The organism is Variovorax sp. 22077, from assembly GCF_052044195.1.
In the GTDB taxonomy this organism is placed as follows: Bacteria; Pseudomonadota; Gammaproteobacteria; order Burkholderiales; family Burkholderiaceae_C; genus Variovorax; species Variovorax atrisoli.
In genome coordinates, this window is the sequence record NZ_JBQEQC010000029.1 from 37,492 (window position 1) to 60,825 (window position 23,334).

The following is a 23,334-nucleotide window of genomic DNA, read 5'->3' on the forward strand; positions in this document are numbered from 1 at the left end:
CCTTACAGCCGGTTTCCGATTGCACGCGCGCTTCACCAAGCAGGGGTCGTGCGGTGACGGCGGCAGCGGATTCTCGCGCGTTACAAAAACCCGGCGCCGCGCTTTCGCACCGTCCCGAGGATCAGAGAACGACACCATGAACCAACCCGCCCCTTCCATGCTTGCCGCGCCACGCCGATGGCTGCTCGGCATCGCGCTGCTGTGCGCGGCCTTCGCGGCCAGCGCGCAGCAGGACCCGCCGGGCCGCGTCGCGCTGCTCGGCTACCAGCAGGGCTCGGTGAGCTTCGCACCCGCCGGCGCCGACAGCTGGTACGACGCGCAGACCAACCGCCCCATCACCACAGGCGACCGGCTCTGGACCGACCGCAACGCCCGCGCCGAACTCTTCATCGGCTCGGCGGCACTGCGGCTCGACGGGCAGACGCACCTGGAGTTCACAGAACTGGACGACGACACGGCGCGCATCACGTCGAACCAGGGCAACCTGCAGCTGCGCGTTCGCGACGAGCTTTCGGGCCAGCGCTTCGAGGTGGACACCGGCAACATCGCGGTGGTCATCGACGCGCCGGGCGAATACCGCATCGCCGCCGATCCGGCCGCCGGCACCACCTGGGTGGCGGTGGCCTCGGGCCGGGTCACGCTCCATGGCGAGAACGGCCAGTCGCAGTCGCTGGGCGCGCGCCAGCAGCTCACCGTGGCGGGCCGCGATCTTTCGGCCGTGAGCGGCGCGCCGCAGCAGGGCAGCGGCTTCGACGCCTGGGTGGCCGAGCGCAACCGCATCGAGGACCAGTCGATCTCCGCCCGCTACGTGTCGCGCGACGTGGTCGGCTACCAGCAGCTCGACGCGTACGGCGACTGGCAGAGCGACCCGACCTATGGCGACGTGTGGTTCCCGCGCAATGTCGATGCCGACTGGGCGCCGTACCGCGACGGCCAGTGGGTCAACGTCGCGCCCTGGGGCCTGACCTGGATCGACGCCGCGCCCTGGGGCTTCGCGCCCTCCCATTACGGACGCTGGGCGCGCGTCGGTCCGCGCTGGGGCTGGGTGCCGGGGCGGCCGGGCGGACGGCCCGTGTATTCGCCGGCACTGGTGGGCTTCGTGGGCGGCGCTGCCGGAACGGGCGGCAACGGCGGCAACGGCGGGGTCGGCTGGTTCCCGCTGGCCCCGGGCGAACAATGGCGCCCCGGCTACCGCGCGAGCCAGCGCTACCTGGACCAGGTCAACCGCATGACCATCTATAACCGCCAGGCGTTGCGCAGCGACTTCTACGCCAACCAGCAGATGCCCGGCGCGGTGACCGTGGTGCCCGCCGACCGCTTCGGCCGCGGCCCCTTCGGGCGGCGCGACCTGATGCGGCTGCCGGACGACCGCTTCGCGCGCGGACCTGTGGCGCCCGCGCCAGGCATCGCAGTCAATGCCTTCGGCGGTTTCGGCCGGCCCGCCGCGGTGGTGCCGCCGGCCGCCGCGCTGGCGGCGCGGCAGCAGCAGATCCAGCTCCAGCAGGCGCGACAGGCACAACAGGCACAACAGCAACAGCTGATGCAGCAACAGCAGCAGATGGAATGGCAGCGCCAGCAAGGCTGGAGGCAACAACAGGATTGGCGCCAGCAACAGGATTGGCGCCAGCAACAGGACTGGCAGGCGCAGCAGGAATGGCGCCAGCGCGGGGAGCAGGATCGCTGGCAGCGCCAGCAACAACAGCAGCTGCAGCAACAGCAGTTGCAACTCCAGCAGCAACAGGCCATGCGCCAGCAGCATGAAATGCAGCAACGCGCCGCGCAGGCGCAGGCCCTGCAGCAGCAACAGCTGCTCCAACAACAGCAGGCGGCGCAGATGCAACTTCTGCAGCAGCAGGCGTTGGCGCAGCAACAGCAGCTTCGCCAGCAGCAGGAGATGCAGCAGCGCGCCGCACAGATGCAGCAGCAGGCGCAGGCTCAACAGCAGGCCTTGCAGCAGGCCCAGTTGCGCGCGCTGCAGCAGCAGCGCGGCATCCAGCCGCCCGCCGTGCAGCAACCGCAGCCCGGCCAGCGCGGTGACGACCCGCGCCGGCTCTGGACCTCGCCCGACTCGCGCCAGTAGCGCTTCAGCCGCGCAGCGGCGCGTGCGAGGGCTGGCCGCACTGCGCGCAGAACTTCGCACCGGCCTGCATCGCGGTGCCGCACTGCCTGCAGGCCGCCGGCTGCATCGAGCCGCCGCATTGCTGGCAGAAGCGCGCGCCCGGCCCGTTGACGGCGCGGCATGCGGGGCAAGCGCTGCCGCCACCACCCCCTCCCGCATGCGGTGCGCCGCTGCCGTGGCCGTATCCGCCGTGCGAGCCATGGTGGCCGCCGCCGCCATGCCGCGATCCGCCGTGGCCTCCGAAAAGCCTTTCAAGCATGCCCATGTGATCTCCCTGATAGCGGGCTGCCCGTGGAAGCGTCGCCGGCGGCGATGAACACCCGCGGGGCCCGGACACAGTGGAATCCCTGAAGCAGCTCCAGGGTCAAACAAGCCCCGACGCAAGCGCCGGCTTCGCCCCGGCCGCTACAGTCGGCGGCCAAGGAGCAAGCCTTTCATGCCCACATTCGACTTCGATCTCTTCGTCATCGGCGGCGGCAGCGGCGGCGTCCGCGCCGCTCGCATGGCAGCGCAGACCGGCGCCCGCGTCGCCCTCGCCGAGGCCGCCGAGCTTGGCGGCACCTGCGTCAACGTGGGCTGCATCCCCAAGAAGCTCTACAGCTACGCGGCCGGCTATGCCGAATCCTTCGAGGAGGCGGCGGGCTACGGCTGGAAGCTGCCCGAGGCGCCGCAGTTCGACTGGGCGCACCTGAAGGCGCAGCGCGCGAAGGAGATCGGCCGGCTCAACGGCATCTATGCCTCGCTGCTGAAGAACGCGGGGGTCACGCTCGTCACCGGATGGGCCCAGCTGGTCGATCCGCACACGGTGGAGGTCGACGGCAAGCGTCACACCGCGCGCCACCTGCTCGTGGCCACCGGCGGCACGCCCTTCGTGCCCGGCATCCAGGGCCGCGAGCACGTCGTGACCTCCGACGCGATGTTCGACCTCGATCCGTTCCCCAGGCGCCTGCTGGTGGTGGGCGGCGGCTACATCGCCTGCGAGTTCGCGTCGATCTTCAACGGGCTGGGCGCCAAGGTCACGCAGCTGCACCGCCGCGCGCACCTGCTCACCGGCTTCGACGACGACGTGCGGCAGTTCCTGGCCAACGAGATGGGCAAGGCCGGCGTCGACGTGCGGCTGAACTGCGATGTCGCCTCGGTCACGCGCCACACCGGCGGTAGCGGCGGCCTCACGGTCACACTGGCACGCGGCCAGCAGATCGAGGCCGACACGGTGCTCTTCGCCACCGGCCGCGTGCCCAACACCCAGGGGCTCGGCCTGGAGGCGGCGGGCGTGGCGCTCGACGAGCGCGGCGCGATCGCGGTCGATGCGCACTACCGCAGCTCGGTGCCATCGATCTACGCGGTGGGCGACGTCTCCACGCGCGTGCAGCTCACGCCGGTGGCGCTGGCCGAGGCGATGGTGGTGGTCGACGAGCTCTTCGGCAAGGGAAAGCGCCGGCTCGACTACGAGTTCATTCCCACCGCCGTGTTCACGCACCCGAACATCGGCACCTGCGGCTACACCGAGCTCGACGCACGCGCCAGGTTCGGCGAGGTGACGGTGTTCTCCAGCGAGTTCAAGTCGCTGCGCCACACGCTCTCGGGCCGCAGCGAGCGCACCTTCATGAAGCTGGTGGTCGACAAGGCCACCGACCGCGTCGTGGGCCTGCACATGGTGGGCGCCGATGCCGGCGAAGTGGTGCAGGGCTTCGCGGTGGCGATGCGCGCAGGGGCGACGAAGGCGGTCTTCGACAGCACGGTGGGCATCCATCCCACGGCGGCCGAGGAGTTCGTGACGATGCGCGAGCCGATGCCGGGGTGAAGGCTCGCCCCCAGGCTGCGCGCACTTCGTGTCGCTGCGCCAACCCCCTTCCGGGGGCAACCCGCGGTGTTCCCGCCAGATAGGGGTCAGCTCGAGCGTTGCTTGCCTTCAAGGAGCTTCACCATCACGAACAGCACGCGGTTCGCCGGCGTGGGCACGCCCAGCGCCTCGCCGCGGCGCACGATGAGGCCGTTGAGGTGGTCGATCTCGGTGGGCTTGGCGCGCGCGAGGTCCTGCGCGGTGGAGGAGTACTGCGACGGCATGGTCTGCGCGATGGCGCGCACGGCGGCGTCGGTGTCGCCGACCACGTCCACGCCCTCGGCCTTCGCGACCGCGAGGCATTCGGCCACCACGTCGCGGATCACGTCGGCCACGCCGGTGCCCTTCACGAGCACGCCGTAGGGCAGCTGCGTGACGGCGGAGAGCGCGTTGTAGGCACAGTTGAGGATCAGTTTGGCCCAGAGCGATCCGCGCACGTTGGGCGATATCTGCGTGGGCACGCCGGCGGCTTCGAGCTGCCGCGCCACTTCCTCGCTGCGGGCCGAGGGCGCGATCACCAGCTCGCCCCGGCCGTGGTGCTTCACGTGGCCGGGGCCGGCCATCTCGGTCGCGACGTAGACGACGGCCGCAGCGACTTCGTTCGACGGCGGCAGCACCGAGCGCACGCGCTGGTCGTTGTCCACGCCGTTCTGCAGCGTGAGCACCAGCGCGCCGGGTGCAAGGTGCGGCCTGATCTGTCCGGCGGCCGATTCGGTGTCGGTGGATTTCACGCAGAAGAGCACGAGGTCGGCGCCCTGCACGGCCGAAGCGTCGGTGCTTGCGGCAACGCGCACGTGCTCGTCGAAGGCCTTGGTCTCCAGGCGCAGGCCCCTGGCGTCGACGGCCTCTACGTGAGAGGGGCGGCCGATCAGCACCACCTCGTGTCCGGCGCGCGCGAGCATCGCTCCGTAGTAACAGCCGACCGCGCCGGCACCCATCACTGCGACTTTCATCGGTTCGTTTCCTTGCTTGTCCGCATGGAGGGCAAGCCTAGCGAAGATGGCGCCTTCGTGCCTCGCTTCATGCTTCGGTTTCCACGCCGCGCGACTTCAGCCCCTCGTCGAGCAGCCATTCGCGGAACGCCGCGAAGGCCGGCAGGTCGAGGCGGTCGGGCCGGTAGCACAGGTAGTGCCCCTGGTTCACGCTCACGGGCGTGCCGCTGGGGCTGAGCAGCACGCCTTCGGCCAACTCTTCCTGCACCAGCAGCTTCGGTACGAGGCCGATGCCCAGTCCGTTGAGCGCCGCCTGGATCAGCGCCGAATACTGGGCGAAACGCGGCCCGGCGACGGTCTGCACCTCGGGCACGCCGTGCTGCACGGCCCACAGGCGCCAGGCGGTGGGCGCGCCCTCGTGGTGCAGCAGCGTGTGGCCGACGATGTCGGCGGGCTGCGCGATTCGATGGCGCCCCTCGACCAGCGATCGCGCCACGATCAGCACGAACTCGCGCCCCGCGATGTATTCGGACACCACGCCGGGCCAGCCGTCGGGGCCATAGCGGATGGCGGCATCCACGCCGGCCGGGATGCCGTCGCTGGGCTCCAGGTGGCGGCTGAAGCTCAGCATCACGTGGCGGCTCTTCTGGCTGAAGGCGGGCAGGCGCGGAATGAGCCACTTGGTAAGGAAGGTGGGCACGCTCGCCAGCGTGAGCAGGCCGGCGCCGGCATCGCCCGAGCGGGCCTCGAAGGTGGCGGTCTCGATGGCGCGCAGGCCGCCGGAGATCTTCTGCCAGTACACGCGCCCCTGCGGCGTGAGCTGCACGCCGCGGCCGTTCTTCTGCAGCAGCTCGCGGCCCAGGAAGGCCTCGAGCCCCGCGATCTGCTTGCTGACCGCGCTCACGGTGATGCACAGGGCTCCGGCCGCGAGCGTGATGCTCTGGTGGCGCGCCACGGCGTCGAAGGCCAGCAGCTCCTGGATGGTGGGGCAGTCGCGCTTCATGCATGGCCTCGCTTCATGAAAGCTGCGTGAAAAAGGGTTTCCAATTGCTCAAGTGTCGTCATCCAACTTTCACCCATAAGTACGCATGCGGTTCCTAGAATTCGGGACGGCGCGGCGGCATGACCGGCGCGAACAGTAGCGCATCCGGAAAGTATGCCGGGTGTCCATGACATTGGAGACAAACTTGGTTCGCGTCATCTCGCTCGTCTACGGCCTGTACCTGCTGCTGCCCATCGCGCTGCTGCTGGTCGGCAGCGTGGGCGGCAACTGGACCAACACGCTGCTGCCCACGGGCATCACCGGGCAGTGGTACGTCGACCTCTGGCTCGACACCTCCTTCCGCAAGGCCTTCGTGAGCAGCCTGGTGGTGGCGCTGTCGGCCTGCGCCATCAACACCGTGCTGGCGCTGCCGCTGGCCTATGCGCTGTACCACGGCGCGCGGCGCGGCGGCAGCCTGGCGGCGCGCATCGTGAGCGCCACGCCGGTGGCGGTGCCGACGATCACGCTGGCCTTCGGCTACATGATCGTCTTCAACACCGACCTCGCGCCCTGGCTGGGCTCGATGCCGCTGCTGATCGCGGCGCACGCGATCCTCACGCTGCCCTATCTCACCAACACGCTGCTGACCGACCTGCGCCACCTCGACCTCGGCCGGCTGGAGCAGGCGGCCGCCACGCTCGGCGCCTCGGGCTGGCAGCAGTTCACCGGCATCGTGCTGCCCAGCCTGCGCCAGAGCCTGATCAGCGGGCTGGTGATGGTGGCGGCCATCTCGGTGGGTGAGTTCGGCGTGTCGAACCTGCTCACGAGTTTCCAGAACCGCACCTACCCGGTGGTGCTGCTGCAGGCCTTCTACGGCGCGACGGGCTTCGCCTGCGCGGCCACGGTGATCCTGCTGGTGCTGGCGAGTGCGTCGGCGCTTCTTTCCTCCTCCCTCGTGAAGCAACGCGCATAAGCGGCAGAACCGATACGCCATGAGCCTCCTCCTCGACAAGGTCAGCTACAACTACCCCGGCAGCACGCACGGGCTGCACGACGTATCGCTGGACGTCCGCACCGGCGAGCTGGTCGCGGTGATCGGCCCCAGCGGCTCGGGCAAGTCGACGCTGCTGAAGCTGGTGTCGGGCCTGGAGACGGGCCACACCGGCCGCATCGCGCTCGACGGCGAGGACATGTCGCGCACGCCGGTGCACCAGCGCCACATCGGCATGGTGTTCCAGAGCTACGCGCTCTTTCCGCACCTGAGCGTGCTCGACAACGTGGCCTACGGCCTGAAGCTGCGCAAGGTGGCTGCGGCCGAGCGGCATCGCCGCGCGCAGGAGCTGCTCGACATCGTCGGGCTGGGCGAGTTCTCGCGGCGCGCCGTGGCGCAGCTCTCGGGCGGGCAGCAGCAGCGCGTGGCGCTGGCCCGCGCGCTGGCCATCGACCCGCGCGCCCTGCTGCTCGACGAGCCGCTCTCGGCGCTCGACGCCAGCGTGCGCGGCCACCTGCGCGACCAGATCCGCGCCATCCAGCAGCGCTTCAATGCCACCACGCTGCTGGTCACGCACGACCAGGAGGAAGCGCTGGCCATGGCCGACCGCGTGGCGATGCTCAAGGACGGCAGGCTGCTGCAGATCGCCACGCCGCGCGACATCTACGAGAACCCCGCGAGCCGCGCGGTGGCCGAGTTCGTCGGTCTCTCGACGATCCTGCCCGCGAAGGTGGCCGCACCCGGCCGGCTGGACATGGGTTTTGCCGAGCTCTTCGCCGACACCGGCCGGCGCGCCTTCGGCACCGAGGTGAACGTGCTGGTGCGGCCCGAGCACATCCGGCCCGACCCGGCCGCAGACGCCGTGAACCGGCTCGCGGGCCGCACCGGCGCGCAGCGCTACCTGGGCGCGCTCACGCGCTACGACTTCGAGGTGCAGGGCGCCGCCAAGCCCTTCCTCGCCGAATCTTCGAGGCCGGCCGTCGAGGCGATCGCCATCGCGCCAGAGCACCTGCGCCTGCTCGACCACTGAACAAGAAAACCCTGAACCCATCCTCCAAGGAGCCACCATGCAACGCAGACATCTGATCCAGGCCGCCGGCGCACTGCCGCTGGTCTCTCTCGCGGCCCGCACCGCATTCGCCTTCGACGGCCCCGAGCTCTACGCGGGCGAGAAGGCGCTGTACGCCGAGGCGCAGAAGGAAGGCCTGTGCGTCTCCTTCGACACCGGCCCCGAATGGGCCAACTGGAAGTCGCTGTTCCGCGACTTCAAGAAGCGCTACCCCGAGATCGAGCTGACCTACAACGACATCGGCTCCGCCGCCACCGTGGTCTCGCTCGAGAAGACGAAGCGCCGCCCGCAGGCCGACACCGCCTACTACTTCGCCGCCTCCGCCGTCGACGCCGCGAAGAAGGACGTGGTCGCGCCCTTCAAGCCGGTCAACTTCGACAAGCTGCCGGCCGTGTTCCGCGAGGCCGAGGGCCGCTGGTTCACCATCCATACGCTCAACATCGCCTTCCTGGTCAACAAGAAGCTGGTGAAGAACGTGCCCACCGGCTGGGCCGACCTGCTCAAGCCCGAGTTCAAGAACTCGGTGGTGTACCTCGACCCGCGCTCCACCGGCATCGGCCAGGTGCTGACCTTCGCGGCGGCGTACGCCAACGGCGGCAGCGTCGACAACGTGCAGCCCGGCACCGACTACCTCGGCAAGCTGCATGCGGCCGGCAACGTGCTGCGCGTGGAAGGCACCACGCCCTATGCCAAGTTCCTCAAGGGCGAGATCCCGGTGTGGATCAGCTACGAGAACGACGGCCTGAAGGCCAAGCACGTCGACGGCATGGGCGACGCGGTGGAAGTGGTGATCCCGAAGGAAGCCAGCGTGGCCGCGCCCTACGCCATCAGCCTTGTGAAGAACGGCCCGAACCCGAACGCCGGCAAGCTGTGGCTCAACTTCATCATGAGCGAGGCCGGCCAGTCGCTCTTCGCGCAGGGCTTCGTGCGCCCCGCCGTGCCGGGTACGCCGCTGGCCGCCGACGTGGCCGCCAAGATGCCGGCCGCGCCGCAGATCAAGCCGCTCGACGTGGTGAAGGCCTCGGAGCGCAAGGCCGAGGTCGACAAGCTCTGGGCGCAGGCAGCACTGAAATGACGCACTCCCCCAGTCTTCGCGCACTTCGTGTGGCTTCGCCAACCCCCTCGCCGGGGGCAACACCTGCGGCCCGGCAAAGCCGGTTCCGCGGTGTTCCCCGCCCTGGCCCTGCCGTTGCATGCGCCGTGGGCCGCGGCAGGTCGTGACGGAGAACTGATATGCGACGCTTTGGCGCCTGGCCCGCATGGGCCTTCATGGCGCTGTTCTTCGCGGTGCCCCTTGCCGCGCTGCTGCCCGAGGCCTTCGGCGAGGGCGGCAGCGCCTTCGGGCGGCTGTTCGGCAACGCGCTCTTCTTCGGCGCGCTGCGCAATACCCTGGCGCTCGGGCTCGCGGCGGGTGCCATGTCGGCGCTGGTGGGCACCTGCATCGCGATCGAGCTCGCGCGCCAGCCCGAGGCGCGCCGCCGCTGGATGATGACCCTGCTGGGCCTGCCGCTGGCGTTCTCGGGGCTGGTGATCGCCTATGGCTTCATCCTGGCCTTCGGCCGCGCGGGCTTCGTGACGCAGCTGCTCGCGGGCCTGGGCGCCGACCCGGCGGCCCTCGGCAGCTGGATCTACAGCGTGTCGGGCCTGGGTTTTGCGTATGCCTACTACCTGATTCCGCGCGTGGCGCTGTCGCTGTACCCGGTGTTCGCGAACCTCGACCTGCGCCCGGCGCAGGCGGCGCGCACGCTGGGCGCCTCGCGCTCGCGTGCTTTCTGGGACACGGTGGTGCCCGAGGTGCTGCCCTCGGTCCTGTCGAACGCCTGCATGGTGGCCGCGATCGCGATGGGCACCTACGGCACGGCGCTGGCGCTGGTGGGTACGCAGCTCAACATCCTGCCGCTGATGCTGCTGGCGCAGGTGGGCGACGGCGGTTCCGATTTCGCGGTGGCGGCGGCCCTGTCGCTGGTGCTGATGGTTGTGTGTGTGATCGTGATGGGAGTGGGCGATGTCTTTACGCGAAGGCGCGAGCGCGGTGGCGCTGCCGGCGCAGGTCACTGAGGCGCTGGCGCGCCTCGCGCAGAAGCAGCGGGGGCCGCAGCGCCACCGCCAGCCGGTGGCCATCATCGGCCCCGGCGACGGCGGTCCGGCCGAATGCGAGGCCGCCCATGCCGTGGCGCATGCGCTGGCCGGCGCCGGCATGGCCGTGGTCTGCGGCGGGCGCGGCGGCGTGATGGCGGCCGCCTCGCGCGGCGCGGTGGAAGCCGGCGGCATCGCGGTGGGCATCCTGCCCGAGGACGACGACCGCAACGCCAACGAATGGCTCAGCGTGGCCATCCCCACCGGCATGGGCGAGATGCGCAACGGCATCGTCGCTCGCAGCGGCGTGTGCCTGGTGGCCATCGGCGGCAACATGGGCACGCTGTCGGAGATGGCGCTGGGTCTCAAGTGGGGCAAGCCGGTGTTCGTGATGCACGGCGACGTGGCGCTGCCGGGGGCGGTGCAGGTCTCGGATGTGAACGAGATGCTCTCCAAGGTGGTGGCCTGCCTGTTGGGCTGAGTTTCTGCTCTGTCGTTCGGGGGTGTGCACAGGGCACGACGAGCGCTGCTCTTGTGCCGGCCGATCAGCCAATGCTCTGGACGATCACGCCGATGGGGTGCCTTGCGCAGCGAGACAACGGAGGAGGGGCGAAGCCCCGGGGGACATTCGCGGAGCAAGGTACCCCGTCGGCGTGATCGCGCCCCGAACAGCGGCCCGAAGCAACCCAGCAGCCATTGCACAATGCCGGCATGCCCTACATGCCCACATTCGTCGCCCCCGCCCGCTTCACCGACGCCGCCGCCGCACTCGAGCAGGTCAAGCTCATCTACCAGAGCGGCCTGACGCACCTGCGCGAATCGATGCTGCGCTTCGTCGCCGGCGAGGAGCTTCCGGGGCGGGTGCGGGCCTGCTACCCCTTCGTGCGGGTGCACACCCACACCGTCTCGCGCCACACGCCGCCGGCCAACGCCGGCCTGAGCTACGGCTTCGTGGCCGGCCCCGGCCGCTACGAGACCACGCTGACGCGCCCCGACCTGTTCGCGCGCTACTACCTCGACCAGTTCCGCCTGCTGCTGGAGAACCACCAGGTCGAGCTGGAGGTGGGCACCAGCACGCAGCCGATCCCGATCCACTTCTCCTTCGCCGAGAACGACCACATCGAAGGCACCATGAGCGCCGAGCGCCGGGCCCTCATGCGCGACGTGTTCGACCTGCCCGACCTGGGCGTGATGGACGACGGCATCGCCAACGGCACCTTCGAGGCGCGCGACGGCGAGGCGCAGCCGCTGTCGCTGTTCACCGCCGCGCGGGTCGACTACTCGCTGCACCGCCTGCGCCACTACTCGGGCACGGCGCCGGAGTGGTTCCAGAACTTCGTGCTGTTCACCAACTACCAGTTCTACATCGACGAGTTCGTGCGGCTGGGCCACGAGGCCATGGCCGACGAGAACAGCGAGTACGTCGCCTTCATCGAGCCGGGCAACGTGGTCACGCGCCGGCGCGGCCTGCCCGCCGGTTCGAGCGCCACCTACGGCCACCTGCTCGACGGCAGCCAGGGCACCGCGCCCCCGCGGCTGCCGCAGATGCCGGCCTACCACCTGGTGCGCGAGGACTGCAGCGGCACCACCATGGTCAACATCGGCGTCGGCCCGGCCAACGCCAAGACCATCACAGACCACATCGCGGTGCTGCGTCCGCACGCCTGGATGATGCTGGGCCACTGCGCCGGCCTGCGCAACACGCAGCAGCTCGGCGACTACGTGCTGGCCCACGCCTACGTGCGCGAGGACCACGTGCTCGACGAGGAACTGCCGCTGTGGGTGCCTATTCCGGCGCTGTCGGAGATCCAGCTCGCGCTGGAAAAAGCCGTGGCCGACGTCACCCGCTACGAGGGGCCCGACCTGAAGAAGATCATGCGCACCGGCACCGTGGCCAGCACCGACAACCGCAACTGGGAGCTGCTGCCCGGCAACCAGCCGCAGCGCCGCTTCAGCCAGAGCCGCGCGGTGGCGCTGGACATGGAAAGCGCGACCATCGCGGCCAACGGCTTCCGCTTCCGCGTGCCCTACGGCACCCTGCTGTGCGTGAGCGACAAGCCGCTGCACGGCGAGATCAAGCTGCCCGGCATGGCCAACCACTTCTACCGTGAACGCGTGGAGCAGCACCTGCGCATCGGCATGCGGGCCATCGACATCCTGCGCGCCGAGGGCTCGACCCGGCTGCACAGCCGCAAGCTGCGCAGCTTCGCCGAAGTGGCGTTCCAGTAAGAAGAACGGCTCCAGCAGGGCCGCGACCAGGGCCGGGCCTCAGGGTTTGTCCTGCCCGCGGGCACGCCTGATCGGCGCGTTTCGCGGACATCATCCGGTCTATCCCACGACAACCGGAAAGAAGATGACCCAGTCGCGCTCCGTTCCCCCCATTTCCCGTCGCAGTTTCTCTGCATGGATCGCGGCCTCGGCCGCAGCAGCCGGCGCAGGACACGCCGCGCTGTGGCCGCGCTCCGCGCACGCCGCCGACGCGCCGCTGAGCAACCGGCTGCGCATCGTGATCCCCGCCAACGAAGGCGGCGGCTGGGACCAGACGGGCCGTGCGCTGGGCGCCGCCATGCTGGCGTCGGGCGCGGTCGGCAGCGTGGTGTACGAGAACGTCGGCGGCAAGGGCGGGACCATCGGCCTGACCAAATACGTCGAGAAATACGACGCCGACCCCGACACCCTGCTGATGAGCGGCATGGTCATGGTCGGCGCGGTGGCCCTGCAGAAGCCGGCCGTCACCATGGCCAGCATGGCGCCCGTCGCCCGCCTCACCAGCGACTACGAGGTGATCGCGGTCAAGGCCGACTCCCCCATCAAGACGCCGAAGGACCTGATCACGCAGCTGCACGCGGACGCGGCCAACACCGTCATCGCAGGCGGTTCGGCCGGCGGCGTGGACCACATGTATGCCGGCATGCTGGCGCGCGTGGCCGAGGCCTCGCAGTCGCTGGTCTACCAGGCGCACCCCGGCGGCGCGGAGGTGGTCGAGGCGCTGGAAAGCGGCAAGGCCGCAGCAGGCATCTCGGGCTACAGCGAGTTCGCCGAGAGCATCGCCAACGGCAAGCTGCGCGCCATCGGCGTGTCGTCGAAGCGGCCGTTCCAGGGCATCGCCTCGGTGCGCGAGCAGGGCGTGGACGCCGACCTCGCCAACTGGCGCGGCGTGCTCACCGGCCGCAAGGTGCCGCCGTACCGCAAGACCGCCCTGCTGACCGTGGTGAAGCGCGCCACCGCCACCGATCTGTGGCAGAAAACCGTCAAGCAGAACAACTGGGACCCGTTCTGGCTGGAAGGCAAGGAATTCGAGAACTTCCTCGAGACCGACACGGCGATGGCCGGGCCACTGATCTATCTGCTCAAGCTCAAGGCCTGAGGCGGGCTGACCGCCAGGCTTCGCGCACTTCGTGTCGCGCACGCCTTGCCCCTTCCCGGGGGATATCGCGGCGCCTTGCAGCCGGTAGCCCCTGCGCGTTCAGGCGAAGAGTTCCGGCATCTCGCGCTGCGCCTTCGGCGTCAGCGTGAGCGCGCGCCCATCCAGTTCCTGCCGCACCCACCCGCGCTTCAGCGACAGCTGCAGCCATGCCGCGCCCAGCGCGCCGCCCAGGTGCGGGCGGCGCTCGCTCCAGTCGAGGCAGGCGCAGGCGAAGCGGCGGCGGGAGCGGCGCACCTCGTCGATCTTCACGCCCAGGCTCTCCAGCGCGATCGCGCCTTCGGGCGTGAGTTCGTACGAGCCGCTCTGCAGGCCGCTGAGCCAGCCATGGGCGTGCAGCCGGTCGTGCAGCGCGACGCCGGCTGTGCCCGCCATGTGGTCGTAGCAGGTGCGCGCGCTGCGCAGGCGGCTGGGCGTGCTGGGCCTGAACTCGGGTGTGCGTGGAGTGCCGGCCACCACCATCAGGCTTTCGAGCGCCGAGGCGACGTCGTCGCTGGCGAGGCGGAAGTAGCGGTGCTTGCCCTGCACCAGCACGTCGACCAGTCGTTCTTCCTTCAACCGGGCGAGGTGCGCGCTGGCGGTGGAGGCGGCCACCTCGGCGACGGTGGCGAGCTCGGTGGCGGTGCGTGCGTGGCCGTCCATCAGGCAGCTCAGCATGCGGGCGCGCGCCGGCTCGGCGATGGCCCCGGCCAGTCGGGCGAGCTGGAAGTCGGCGGAGGATGAAAGGGTGTCGTCCATGCGCCCATCCTAAGACGGCGGCACACGCCACACTTCGCTCACGGGCGAAGTGTGGCGGCAGCTTCGACAGCACACTGGCGCGATGAACCCAAGCCCCACGCTTTCCGCCATGCCCGCAGATCCGGTCGCGGCTGCCACGCATGCAGATCCCTATCCTTACTACGCAGCCCTTCGCGACGGACCGGCGCTCGCATGGAACGCGCAGCTGCGCCTGTGGGTCGCGAGCCGTGCCGACGTGATCGAGCAGGTGCTGCAGGCCCACGGCGCCCTGCGCGTGCGGCCGGCCGCGGAGCCCGTGCCGCGCGCCATCATGGGCAGCCCCGCCGGCGAGGTGTTCGGCCACCTCGTCCGCATGAACGACGGCGCCGCGCACCAGGCGCACAGGCCTGCGCTGCAGCGCGCGCTCGCAGGGCTGGACCTGGATGCGGTCTACGCGTCAACGCTGCAGGCGGCGCAACGCGTGCTGGCGCAGCCGCAGCCGCCTTCCGAGGCGTTGTTCTCGATGCCTGTGCAGTCCGTCGCCCACCTGCTCGGCTTCGCGGACGATGCGCTGCCGCAGGTGGACCGGTGGATGCGCGACTTCGTGGCCTGCCTCTCGCCGCTTTCCACGCCCGAGCAGCTGCAGCGCGCGAGCACGGCGGCTGCGCAGCTGATGACGCGCTTCGAAACGCTGGCGGCCGGCAATGCGCCGCGTCGCGGCACGCTGCTCGCAGCGGTGCTGGCCGAGGGCTCCGGCGATGCGCTCCCCTCGCGCTCGCTGCTCGCGAACCTCGCGGGCCTGCTCTCGCAGACCTGCGACGCCACCGCTGGCCTGGTCGGCAACAGCTTGATCTCTCTGATGCGCGAGCCATCGCTGTTGTCCTTGGCCCGCACGCGCCATGGCCTGCAAGCCATCGTCGAGGAAACCGCGCGCCACGATCCCTCGGTGCAGAACACGCGGCGCTTCGCCGCCGAGGCCGCCACCATCGCCGGCACCGACGTGGCTGCAGGCGACACGGTGCTGGTGCTGCTGGCATCGGCCAACCGCGATCCGGCGTTCAACACCGAGCCCGACCGGTTCATGCCGATGCGGGAGCGCCGCCGCATGCTCGGCTTCGGCCACGGCATGCACGCCTGCCCGGGACAGGCACTGGCCTGCACGCTGGCGGCGGCCAGCCTCCACACGCTGCTGCAGCAGCATGCAGCCGACCTCGACGCGCAGCGCCTGCGCGGCTGGAGCTACCGCGCGTCGGTCAACGGCCGCATCCCCGTGTTCCACTGACCCGTGCCCGCGAGGTGCGGCGACAGCTGCGCGTCGCCCCAGCGCAGCGGCAGCGCACCCGGACGGCGCAGCGCGTGCGTGACGTGGAAGCGCACCAGCCGCTCGGCGCCTTCGAAGGCATCCACCTCGGGTCCGTTCCACACGATCTCGGCGGTGGCCGCCACGTGCAGCAGGTCGCCGCTGTCGAAGTCGACGAAGAGCAGGCCCGCGCGCGGATGCACCGCGAGGTTGCCCAGCGTGTTGAAGAAGCGGTTGCCGTTGAAGTCCGGCAGGATGAGCGTGTCGTCGCCGTCGATGCGCACGAAGCCCGGGCGGCCGCCGCGATGCGACACGTCGACGCCGTGCGAGCTCGCGTCGGCCCCGTCGCCCGCCGCGGCTTCGTCGGGGTAGGCGGTGGCGATGAACAGCGTGTCGGCGCTGCCGATGAGGCGGTGCGCGGCAAGGTCCAGCCCGTCGAGCCATTGCGCGGGAGCCGCATCGGCAGCGCGCGGCGCGACGAACTCCGGCTCGCGCGCCTGGATGTAGCGCGGGCAGTTGCCGAAGCTCTGCTGCACCGCGACGCTGAAGCCCGCCGCATCGAGCGCCTCCACGGTTCCGTTCATGCGGTTGCGCCGCCGCGTGTGCGGCTGGATGCCGAGAAGGCCCAGCGTGGCGCCCTGCTTCAGCTGGCCAATGAGCGGGTCGCCGGCAGCCGGCAGCGCGTCGATGCGCAGGTGCGTGGCATCGGGCGAGTGCACGAAGCCTGTGGGCCCCGCGAGCACGCTGGCCCAGGGCTGCAGCTCTTCGTCGAGACTGCCGGCCACGATGAAGGGCAGCAGCGAGAAGAACTCGCGGTGCTGGTCGGGCATGTAGTCGCGGATCACGCGGGGCCCGGCGACCTCCATCTGCTCGCGCGAGCCCGCCAGCGCCTGCAGCGTGCGCTCGCCGGCATGGAAGGGCGCGGCGATCATGACTTGGCCTCCGCAGCGAGTCCGACGGGAGTGCGCACCATCGGCACGAAGCCGGGCAGCGCTTCCACGCGCGCCAGCCACTCGCGCACGCTCGGATAGCCGTCGAGCGACACGCTGCCTTCGGGGGCATGCGCCACGTAGGCGTAGTTCGCGATGTCGGCCAGCGTGGCATCGGGGCCTGCAAGGAAGGGCTGCTGCTGCAGGTGCGTTTCCATCACCGAGAGCAGCGCGTGCGAGCGCTTGACGGTCTCCGTCGGATCGGTCGCATGGCCGAACAGCACCATGACCCGCGCGGCCGCCGGGCCATAGGCTAGCGGACCGGCCGCCACCGAGAACCAGCGCTGCACGCGCGCCGCGCCGACCGCGTCGCGCGGCATCCAGCGCGTCGGATCGGACGAATAGCGCTCGTTGAGATAGACCAGGATGGCGTTGGAATCGGCCAGCGTCAGATCGCCGTCCTCGATCACCGGCACCTGGCCGAAGGGATTGCGCGCAAGGAACTCGGGCGTGCGGTTCTCGCGCTTGCGCATGTCGAGCTCGATGCTCTCGAAGGGCAGCCCGAGCATCGTGAGGAACAGGCGCACGCGATGCACGTGGCCCGAGATGGAGGAGCCGTAGAGCTTGATCGGCTGGGCGGGGCGGGTGGCGGCCATGGGCGATTCCTTTTCCGTGAAGAGATGAGGCATGGGCTGGATTCTTCTCTCTTGCGTGGAATGAATGAATAGCCATTCCTGTATTTGACTGCTGCGTTTTCCGGTTTAATCGACCCATGGATCGCTTCAAAGCCCTGCAGAACTTCGTCCAGATCGCCGACCAGGGCAGCCTCACTCGCGCCGCCGAGGCGCTGGGCACCTCGCTGCCCGCCGTGGTGCGCTCGCTCGCCGCGCTGGAGGCCCACCTGGGCGTGCGCCTCTTCCACCGCACCACGCGTCGCCTCTCGCTCACCGAGGAAGGGCGCAGCTATCTGCCGAGCGCGCGCGAGCTGCTGCTCGCGGCCGACGCCGCCGACCTCGCGCTGAAAGCCGAGGCCCGCGAGCCCGCCGGCCAGCTCACCATCACCGCGCCGGTGCTCTTCGGCCACATGTACGTGGCGCCCGCCATCGTTCGCTTCATGCAGCGTTACGAGAAGGTGCGCTGCAGCGTGCGGCTGTACGACCGCACGGTGAACCTGCTGGAGGAAGGCATCGACGTCGGCATCCGCATCAGCCCGCTGGAAGATTCGTCGCTCGTCGCACAGACCATGGGCACCATCCGCCGCGTGCTGGTCGCGAGCCCCGACTACCTGGCGCGACACGGCACGCCGATGCACCCGCGCGAACTGAACGGCGCACCGTGCGTGCGCGGCCGCGTCGACGCGCCGACGCAGTGGCAGTTCTACGAGGGCGGCAAGGCGATCGGCGTAACGCCCGACACCCGGCTGGAGTTCAACCACCTCGCGCCGGCCATCGAGTCGTGCGCGGCGGGCATGGGCTTCGGCACCTTCTTCTCGTACCAGGTGATACCCCACGTGGCACAGGGCCGGCTGAAACTGGTGCTCGAAGACTTCGAGCCGCCGCCGCGCCCGGTGAGCGTGATCTATCCGAATGCGAGGCTGCTGCCGGCGCGCACGCGGGCGTTCATCGATTGGATGAAGATGGAGTTCGAGGGGCTCAGGCTTTGAGCGGCGGCGGCCGCGATGTCATGCGGCCGCGTGCAGCGAGCTGTCGTGCAGGCAGACCTGCGAATGCTGCTTCATCAGCGGCCAGCCTTCGCGATCCAGGTGCGCGGCCAAGGCAGCGACACGCGCCTTGAAGCCGGCCAGCGGCTCGTGGCTGCGCAGCGTCACTACGTGAACATCGGGTTCATCGCCGATGTCGTCGCGCGAAAGCCGTGCACCGTGCTCTTCACACAGCTGCTGCAACGCCGAGACATCGCGCAACCGCAGCTTGCCGTGCCATCTGAAATACTGGCTCGGCCACTCAAGGCTCTCATGACTCTCGATCGGCGCCTCGACCTTCACGCGCAGCACCGCCATGCCCGCGCGGGCCAGCCATTGCGCGAGCGCCATTGCCTCGGCCTTGGCCTCTGCCAGGTCGCCGCGCAGCCAGGTGGTGGCCATGGGCTGCTGCTTCTGCTCGCCGTTGGCGAGGTCGATGAGCAGCGGCTTGAGCCCGACCTGCTCGCAGACCTCGACGAAGGACGGGATCTGCGCGGCGTGCATCGCGCCGCAGGTCAGGTGCAGTTCGAGCCTGCTCTTGTTGGGTTGCCGGGCGATCGTGTTCATGGCGCGGGGGCCCTCGCGGGCAGGGGTTTGCCGTCGCACAGCGCGGCCACGTCGACGACGAGGCCTCGCACAGCCTCTTCCATGCCGAGGTTGAGCACCGACATGAATTCGCCGTTGCCGTTGGCCCAGTTGGCGCGCGTGCCCATGCCGTGGTACTGGCGCACCACGGCCTCGGTGCCGGGCATGCGGAAGCTGGCCTGCAGCACGACGTGCGAGACGAGGTTGAGGCCCGACGACCACGAATGCGCCAGGCGCAGCGCGACTTCGGCCGTGGCCTGCCGCGTGGCGCCGGTGGAGGGCGGCACTGCGCTCACGACCTGCAGGCCGTAGCGGCTCGCGGACTGCAGCGCACTGCGCGTCCACTCGACCGGATCGCCGCCGGCCCGGATGGACTGCACCTTCACAGGCGTGGCGTGCAGCGTCGGCAGCATGAGCGTCAGGTTGCCGACGTTGGCCTTGTTCAGGCGGGTGTCGTCGATCCTCGGCAGGTACAGCGTGCAGCCGCTCGTCACGCGCAGCGCCGGGGCGGGCGCGCTGTTGGGCCGCTCGGCCGGCTCGGGTGCCGCCTCGTAGACCATGGGAAGCGGCTCGGTCTCGGTCAGCGCGTGCGAGATGCCCGGCATGGCGCCGAGCATGCACAGGGCGCGGAAGACGACCGGCCTCCAGGCTTGCAGCAGCGGCGTCATGGCGCAGCGCTCCTCACCGAATAGAGCGCGCCGTCCTGGTCGCGGAACAGCACGCGGCCCGGACGCTCGTCGAAGCTCTGGCCGGCCAGCGTCACCCATGAGCCGTTGACGTTGAAGCGCGCGGTCTTCACCGGCCCCGAGCGCGCGCCGGCGAGGTCGAGCGCCACCGCATGCAATGTCTGCGTCATCGACTCGCGCATCATGCCGCGCAACACCTGCCCGTCATCCGCGGTGAGGCGGCGCAGAACGGTGGCGCGCGCGACGCCGCCTACGGGCGTCTGGAAAATGGCGGCGGCGCGGTAGGTGGGCTCGCTCCTGCCGTCCTGCCAGAGCAGCGCCGAGGTGCGCGTGGTGAAGGCGCCCAGGCCGGGCTCCAGCGCGTACTGCAGCAACAGCACCATGTAGGACGGCCCGTTCTTCGTGGCGGCGATGCGGGCCTCGTGCTCGGCCTTGGCCGGCATGGCCGGCAGCAGCTGCGCCGAGCGGATCTTCAGCGGAAAGGTCGACGGCTCGCCGAGCTGCGCCTCGAGCGCCCGGGCGGCCTCGGCGCGGTAGTCGTAGTCGAGCAGCGGGCCGACGATGGCGTGCACCTCGGCGCTCATGTCCTTCTGGCGCGACTGCTGCACCGAGGAATCGATGAGCGCGCCGATGAGCCCGCCGCCCGTGGCCGCGCTCACGCCGGGCGCCTGCGCCGAGAACATGAAGCTCTCCTGCGCGACGACGACGCGCAGGTCGACTTCGCCGACCTTGTTGCGGTCCGCGGCCGCCAGCGGCCGGTGAAAAGGTGCGCAGGCGCCGAGCAGCGACAGCGCCGCCAGCGCCAACCAGAAACGCAGCATCCTTGGGCCTCCCCCCGTTGCAATGCCAGATATTCGAACGTTGATGGACTGCGATTGTGGGGCCGCCGGGAACGCGCCCCGACCCGGGTTATCGAGGACCCGGCACGCACGCCGCCGGCGTGCGTCAGAATGGCCGCGTGCCGCCCACGACCTCCTCCAGCCCGCCTCCCCTCTTCCACGCCAGCCATCTGCTCAAGCGCTATGGCGACACCACGGTCGTGGACGACCTGTCCTTCGAGATCGCGCCCGGCGAATGCCTGGGCGTGATCGGCCCGAACGGCGCCGGCAAGACCACCACCATCCGAATGTGCCTGGGCCTCACGGCGCCCGACGGCGGCGAGATATCCGCGCTCGGGCTGCAGATGCCGCGCGATGCGCTGGCCATCAAGGCGCAGCTCGGCGTGGTGTCGCAGTTCGACACGCTCGACCCCGACTTCAGCTGCGCCGAGAACCTCGTGGTGTACGGCCGCTACTTCGGCTTCAGCAAGGCGCAGGTGCGCGCACGCGTGCCGCAGCTGCTGGAGTTCGCGGCGCTCTCGCACAAGGCCGATGCGAAGCCGGGCGAGCTCTCGGGCGGCATGCGGCGTCGGCTCTCTCTGGCGCGCGCATTGGTCAACGACCCGAAGCTGCTGCTGCTCGACGAGCCCACCACCGGGCTCGACCCGCAGGCGCGGCACCTGATGTGGGAGCGGCTGCAGGTGCTGCTGCAGCAGGGCAAGTCGATCCTGCTGACCACGCACTTCATGGACGAGGCCGAGCGCCTGTGCTCGCGCCTGCTGGTGCTGGACCACGGCCGCAAGATCGCCGAGGGCCGCCCGCGCGACCTCATCGCCGAGCATCTGGAGCCCGACGTGGTCGAGGTGTACGGCAGCGGTGCGCTGTCGCTGGCCGAGTCGGCCGAGCTGAAGGCTATGGCGGCGCGCGTGGAGGTCAGCGGCGAGACGGTGTTCTTCTACACGCAGGACTCGCGCAGGCTGCTCGAAGCGCTGACAAGGCACGGTGGACTGCGCACCTTCCACCGCCCCGCGAACCTCGAAGATCTTTTCCTCAAGCTCACGGGTCGCCAGATCCGCGAGGACGGCTAAAGATGAGACTCACCCCCCAGGCTTGCCCACGTCGTGTGGCCGCCACCCCCCTCGCCGGGGGCAATACCGGCGGCCCGGCAAAGCCGGTTCCGCGGTATTCCTGAGATGGAGCAGCAGCCATGAACAACGTATCGAGTCCGGCGTCGACTTCAACGCCCCCTTCGCCTTCACCATGGCGCCCCCCAGAGCTTTCCCTGCGCTGGTGGCCCGTGTTCCTGCGCAACCTGCTGGTGTGGCGCAAGCTCGCGATACCGAGCCTGATCGGCAACATCGCCGAGCCGCTGATCTGGCTGGTGGCCTTCGGCTACGGCATGGGCGCGCTGGTGGGGCAGGTGTCGGTCGACGGCACGAAGGTGCCGTACATCCTGTTCCTGGCCAGCGGATCGATCTGCATGAGCGCGATGAACGCGGCGAGTTTCGAGGCGCTGTACTCGGCCTTCTCGCGCATGCACGTGCAGAAGACCTGGGACGGCATCATGAACGCGCCGGTCGGCCTCGACGACATCGTGCTGGCCGAGATGCTGTGGGCGGCGTTCAAGTCGATCTTCACGGTGACGGCCATCCTCTTCGTGATGCTGGGCCTCGGCATCAGCCACAGCCCGAAGCTCGTCGTGGCATGGATGGTTCTGATCGGCACCGGCATCACCTTCTCGTCGATCGCGCTGATCTTCAACGCGCTGGCCAAGGGCTACGACTTCTTCACCTACTACTTCACGCTGTTCATGACGCCGATGATGTTCCTGAGCGGCGTGTTCTTCCCGCTGGAACAGCTGCCTGCCGCGGTGCAGGCCGTGGCGGCCTGGCTGCCGCTGACGAACGCGGTGGCGCTGGTGCGGCCGCTGTTCATGGACCAGTGGCCCACCGGCTGGTGGGTGCACGCAGTGGTGCTGGCGGTGTATGCGGTGGCGGCGTTCTGGATTGCGCTGGGGCTGACGCGCAAGAGGTTCAAGGCGTAGCGGCAGCGGCCTGAAGCCGGCCCGGCGGACGCCACGCGATAACGCCTGCTGTCCGCGCCCGCACTTCCGGCGAGGCCAGGCAGGTGGCGACCGCTTCGTAGCCGGGAGAACCGGGATGCGGCGCGACCTGCATCGGCGGGCTGTGGTTGGCCGGGCACAAGATGATGCTTTCGTCGGGGCCCACGGCGGACAGGTCGAGGATCGCGCAGGAGCGGGTGAGCATGAAGACCGGCCGCGCGCCCGGGCCTCTTCGGCGCAGCCAGGCGATGAGGGCTTCCTGCGTCGGCTGGTCGAGGCCCTGCTCGATCATGTCCACGATCAGCGGGACGGCAGGCCCCTCGGCGACCAATGCGGCGAGCAGCACGCCCAGGGCATCCGACGGGGTTGCGCCGTCTTCCACGAGCCAGGCCATGGCCGCATCGACGCTTGACTTCGATCGATGGTCAGCAAGCGGCTTCGCCTTTGCCCCGGCCGGCTCGGTCGCATCGAGCCTCTGCAGACCCAGGAAGACGGCGCCGGGCAGCGCCTTCGCGAGGCTGTGCGCCAGCCGCGTCTTCCCGCTGCCCAGCGGGCCGACGATGTAGTTCAGCGCGCGGATGTCGCGCAGCTCGAATAGCTCGCCGCCCCAGGGCCAGGGAAGCTCGAATGCGACGCGGACCCCGGAGGCCGGTGCGCGCAGGTCCGCGAGTTCGCCGATGGTCGGCGTGCGGCCCTGCCGCAGATCGCTTCGCAGGCTGCGGATCTTCGCGACCGTGCCTGCGAGGCCATGCAGCTGCGCCTCCAGTGCGGCCTGATGGGCCTCCAATGTCTGTTCCAGGCCCTGCGGGTCTCCCTGCAGCACCCGTGCCACCTGGGCAAGGCTGAAGCCGAGCGCGCGAAGCGCGACGATCTCTGCGGCGCGAGCCATCTGCCCGGGGCCGTAGGCGCGCCAGCCGGCTGCCGTGCGCTCGGGCGCCACCAGCCCGCGCTGCTCGTAGAGCCGCAGGGCCTTGGCGGACACGCCGAGCCGCCGGGCGGCTTCGGAGGGACTGAGGAATCGGGCGTTGGACGGCATGACGGTGGCCTTTCGGCAGGAGTTTCCGCTTTTGTAAGGGCTGCCCCAGGGGCCGGGTCAACAGGC

General features: G+C 70.0%; 23 protein-coding genes. 13 read left to right on the plus strand and 10 right to left on the minus strand.

Going from position 1 to position 23,334, the window contains the following annotated elements:
- Positions 1 to 136: 136 nt before the first annotated feature.
- A complete protein-coding gene (locus ACTJLF_RS30310; protein WP_440884513.1) occupies positions 137 to 2,080 on the plus strand; it encodes a DUF6600 domain-containing protein in 1,944 nt (647 codons plus the stop codon).
- A 4-nt stretch (positions 2,081 to 2,084) separates the two neighbouring features.
- On the opposite strand, the gene ACTJLF_RS30315 is transcribed toward ACTJLF_RS30310, so the two are convergent.
- Positions 2,085 to 2,384: a double zinc ribbon domain-containing protein gene (locus ACTJLF_RS30315; protein WP_440884514.1), complete on the minus strand. Its 300-nt coding sequence runs from the start codon at positions 2,382 to 2,384 to the stop codon at positions 2,085 to 2,087.
- 171 nt (positions 2,385 to 2,555) lie between these two features.
- On the opposite strand from ACTJLF_RS30315, the gene gorA reads away from it, so the two are divergent.
- Complete coding sequence (gene gorA / locus ACTJLF_RS30320; protein ID WP_440884515.1) at positions 2,556 to 3,923, plus strand: glutathione-disulfide reductase; 1,368 nt, start codon at positions 2,556 to 2,558, stop codon at positions 3,921 to 3,923.
- A gap of 86 nt (positions 3,924 to 4,009) precedes the next feature.
- On the opposite strand, the gene ACTJLF_RS30325 is transcribed toward gorA, so the two are convergent.
- Entirely contained in the window at positions 4,010 to 4,915 is a 906-nt protein-coding gene (locus tag ACTJLF_RS30325; RefSeq protein WP_440884516.1) for a ketopantoate reductase family protein, read from the minus strand.
- 67 nt (positions 4,916 to 4,982) lie between these two features.
- Positions 4,983 to 5,897 carry a LysR substrate-binding domain-containing protein gene (locus ACTJLF_RS30330; RefSeq protein ID WP_440884517.1) on the minus strand — a complete coding sequence of 305 codons (915 nt, stop codon included), beginning with the start codon at positions 5,895 to 5,897 and terminating at the stop codon, positions 4,983 to 4,985.
- Positions 5,898 to 6,063: 166 nt separating this feature from the next.
- Between ACTJLF_RS30330 and ACTJLF_RS30335 the strand changes: the two genes are divergently transcribed.
- From ACTJLF_RS30335 to ACTJLF_RS30365, 7 genes are all read left to right on the plus strand, one after another.
- Positions 6,064 to 6,849: an ABC transporter permease gene (locus ACTJLF_RS30335; protein ID WP_026346754.1), complete on the plus strand. Its 786-nt coding sequence runs from the start codon at positions 6,064 to 6,066 to the stop codon at positions 6,847 to 6,849.
- A 19-nt stretch (positions 6,850 to 6,868) separates the two neighbouring features.
- Positions 6,869 to 7,897, plus strand: coding sequence for an ABC transporter ATP-binding protein (locus tag ACTJLF_RS30340; protein WP_440884518.1), 1,029 nt, complete (start codon positions 6,869 to 6,871; stop codon positions 7,895 to 7,897).
- Between the two features lie 37 nt (positions 7,898 to 7,934).
- Positions 7,935 to 9,011, plus strand: a complete 1,077-nt coding sequence (locus tag ACTJLF_RS30345) for an extracellular solute-binding protein (RefSeq protein WP_440884519.1) — start codon at positions 7,935 to 7,937, stop codon at positions 9,009 to 9,011.
- A gap of 158 nt (positions 9,012 to 9,169) precedes the next feature.
- Positions 9,170 to 9,994, plus strand: coding sequence for an ABC transporter permease (locus ACTJLF_RS30350; RefSeq protein ID WP_126183848.1), 825 nt, complete (start codon positions 9,170 to 9,172; stop codon positions 9,992 to 9,994).
- On the plus strand, positions 9,942 to 10,493 hold the full coding sequence (locus ACTJLF_RS30355; RefSeq protein WP_051127672.1) for a TIGR00725 family protein: 552 nt from the start codon (positions 9,942 to 9,944) through the stop codon (positions 10,491 to 10,493). Before ACTJLF_RS30350 ends, ACTJLF_RS30355 begins: the two co-directional genes overlap by 53 nt.
- A 230-nt stretch (positions 10,494 to 10,723) precedes the next feature.
- Entirely contained in the window at positions 10,724 to 12,241 is a 1,518-nt protein-coding gene (locus ACTJLF_RS30360) for an AMP nucleosidase (protein WP_019657769.1), read from the plus strand.
- Between the two features lie 124 nt (positions 12,242 to 12,365).
- A complete protein-coding gene (locus ACTJLF_RS30365; RefSeq protein ID WP_440884520.1) occupies positions 12,366 to 13,379 on the plus strand; it encodes a Bug family tripartite tricarboxylate transporter substrate binding protein in 1,014 nt (337 codons plus the stop codon).
- Between the two features lie 99 nt (positions 13,380 to 13,478).
- On the opposite strand, the gene ACTJLF_RS30370 is transcribed toward ACTJLF_RS30365, so the two are convergent.
- Positions 13,479 to 14,174, minus strand: a complete 696-nt coding sequence (locus ACTJLF_RS30370) for an ArsR/SmtB family transcription factor (RefSeq protein ID WP_126183847.1) — start codon at positions 14,172 to 14,174, stop codon at positions 13,479 to 13,481.
- Between the two features lie 82 nt (positions 14,175 to 14,256).
- On the opposite strand from ACTJLF_RS30370, the gene ACTJLF_RS30375 reads away from it, so the two are divergent.
- A complete protein-coding gene (locus tag ACTJLF_RS30375) occupies positions 14,257 to 15,435 on the plus strand; it encodes a cytochrome P450 (protein ID WP_440884521.1) in 1,179 nt (392 codons plus the stop codon).
- On the opposite strand, the gene ACTJLF_RS30380 is transcribed toward ACTJLF_RS30375, so the two are convergent.
- Together ACTJLF_RS30380 and ACTJLF_RS30385 are read right to left on the minus strand one after the other, a co-directional pair.
- The gene (locus tag ACTJLF_RS30380) at positions 15,393 to 16,385 is read right to left on the minus strand and encodes a flavin-nucleotide-binding protein (protein ID WP_440884522.1); all 993 of its coding nucleotides are present in this window, start codon (positions 16,383 to 16,385) and stop codon (positions 15,393 to 15,395) included. The two genes, ACTJLF_RS30375 and ACTJLF_RS30380, sit on opposite strands and share 43 nt — an antisense overlap.
- Complete coding sequence (locus ACTJLF_RS30385) at positions 16,382 to 17,038, minus strand: glutathione S-transferase family protein (RefSeq protein ID WP_020723358.1); 657 nt, start codon at positions 17,036 to 17,038, stop codon at positions 16,382 to 16,384. Before ACTJLF_RS30385 ends, ACTJLF_RS30380 begins: the two co-directional genes overlap by 4 nt.
- Positions 17,039 to 17,154: 116 nt before the next feature.
- On the opposite strand from ACTJLF_RS30385, the gene ACTJLF_RS30390 reads away from it, so the two are divergent.
- Positions 17,155 to 18,045 carry a LysR family transcriptional regulator gene (locus ACTJLF_RS30390; RefSeq protein ID WP_019657763.1) on the plus strand — a complete coding sequence of 297 codons (891 nt, stop codon included), beginning with the start codon at positions 17,155 to 17,157 and terminating at the stop codon, positions 18,043 to 18,045.
- 18 nt (positions 18,046 to 18,063) lie between these two features.
- Here ACTJLF_RS30390 and ACTJLF_RS30395 read toward each other — a convergent pair whose 3' ends face one another.
- Genes ACTJLF_RS30395 through ACTJLF_RS30405 form a run of 3 tightly spaced genes read right to left on the minus strand, consistent with a single transcriptional unit; the run spans position 18,064 to position 20,173 of the window.
- Complete coding sequence (locus ACTJLF_RS30395) at positions 18,064 to 18,648, minus strand: hypothetical protein (RefSeq protein WP_019657762.1); 585 nt, start codon at positions 18,646 to 18,648, stop codon at positions 18,064 to 18,066.
- Positions 18,645 to 19,334 carry a hypothetical protein gene (locus ACTJLF_RS30400; RefSeq protein WP_440884523.1) on the minus strand — a complete coding sequence of 230 codons (690 nt, stop codon included), beginning with the start codon at positions 19,332 to 19,334 and terminating at the stop codon, positions 18,645 to 18,647. Before ACTJLF_RS30400 ends, ACTJLF_RS30395 begins: the two co-directional genes overlap by 4 nt.
- Positions 19,331 to 20,173 (minus strand): hypothetical protein, encoded by an 843-nt coding sequence (locus tag ACTJLF_RS30405; RefSeq protein WP_440884524.1) that lies wholly within the window; start codon positions 20,171 to 20,173, stop codon positions 19,331 to 19,333. The genes ACTJLF_RS30400 and ACTJLF_RS30405 overlap by 4 nt, the downstream gene beginning before the upstream one ends.
- A gap of 137 nt (positions 20,174 to 20,310) precedes the next feature.
- Between ACTJLF_RS30405 and ACTJLF_RS30410 the strand changes: the two genes are divergently transcribed.
- Together ACTJLF_RS30410 and ACTJLF_RS30415 are read left to right on the plus strand one after the other, a co-directional pair.
- The gene (locus tag ACTJLF_RS30410; protein WP_440884525.1) at positions 20,311 to 21,258 is read left to right on the plus strand and encodes an ATP-binding cassette domain-containing protein; all 948 of its coding nucleotides are present in this window, start codon (positions 20,311 to 20,313) and stop codon (positions 21,256 to 21,258) included.
- A gap of 119 nt (positions 21,259 to 21,377) precedes the next feature.
- Positions 21,378 to 22,214 (plus strand): ABC transporter permease, encoded by an 837-nt coding sequence (locus ACTJLF_RS30415; protein WP_440884526.1) that lies wholly within the window; start codon positions 21,378 to 21,380, stop codon positions 22,212 to 22,214.
- Here the strand turns inward: ACTJLF_RS30415 and ACTJLF_RS30420 are convergent.
- Positions 22,204 to 23,268 (minus strand): MerR family transcriptional regulator, encoded by a 1,065-nt coding sequence (locus ACTJLF_RS30420; RefSeq protein ID WP_440884527.1) that lies wholly within the window; start codon positions 23,266 to 23,268, stop codon positions 22,204 to 22,206. The two genes, ACTJLF_RS30415 and ACTJLF_RS30420, sit on opposite strands and share 11 nt — an antisense overlap.
- Positions 23,269 to 23,334: the final 66 nt, after the last annotated feature.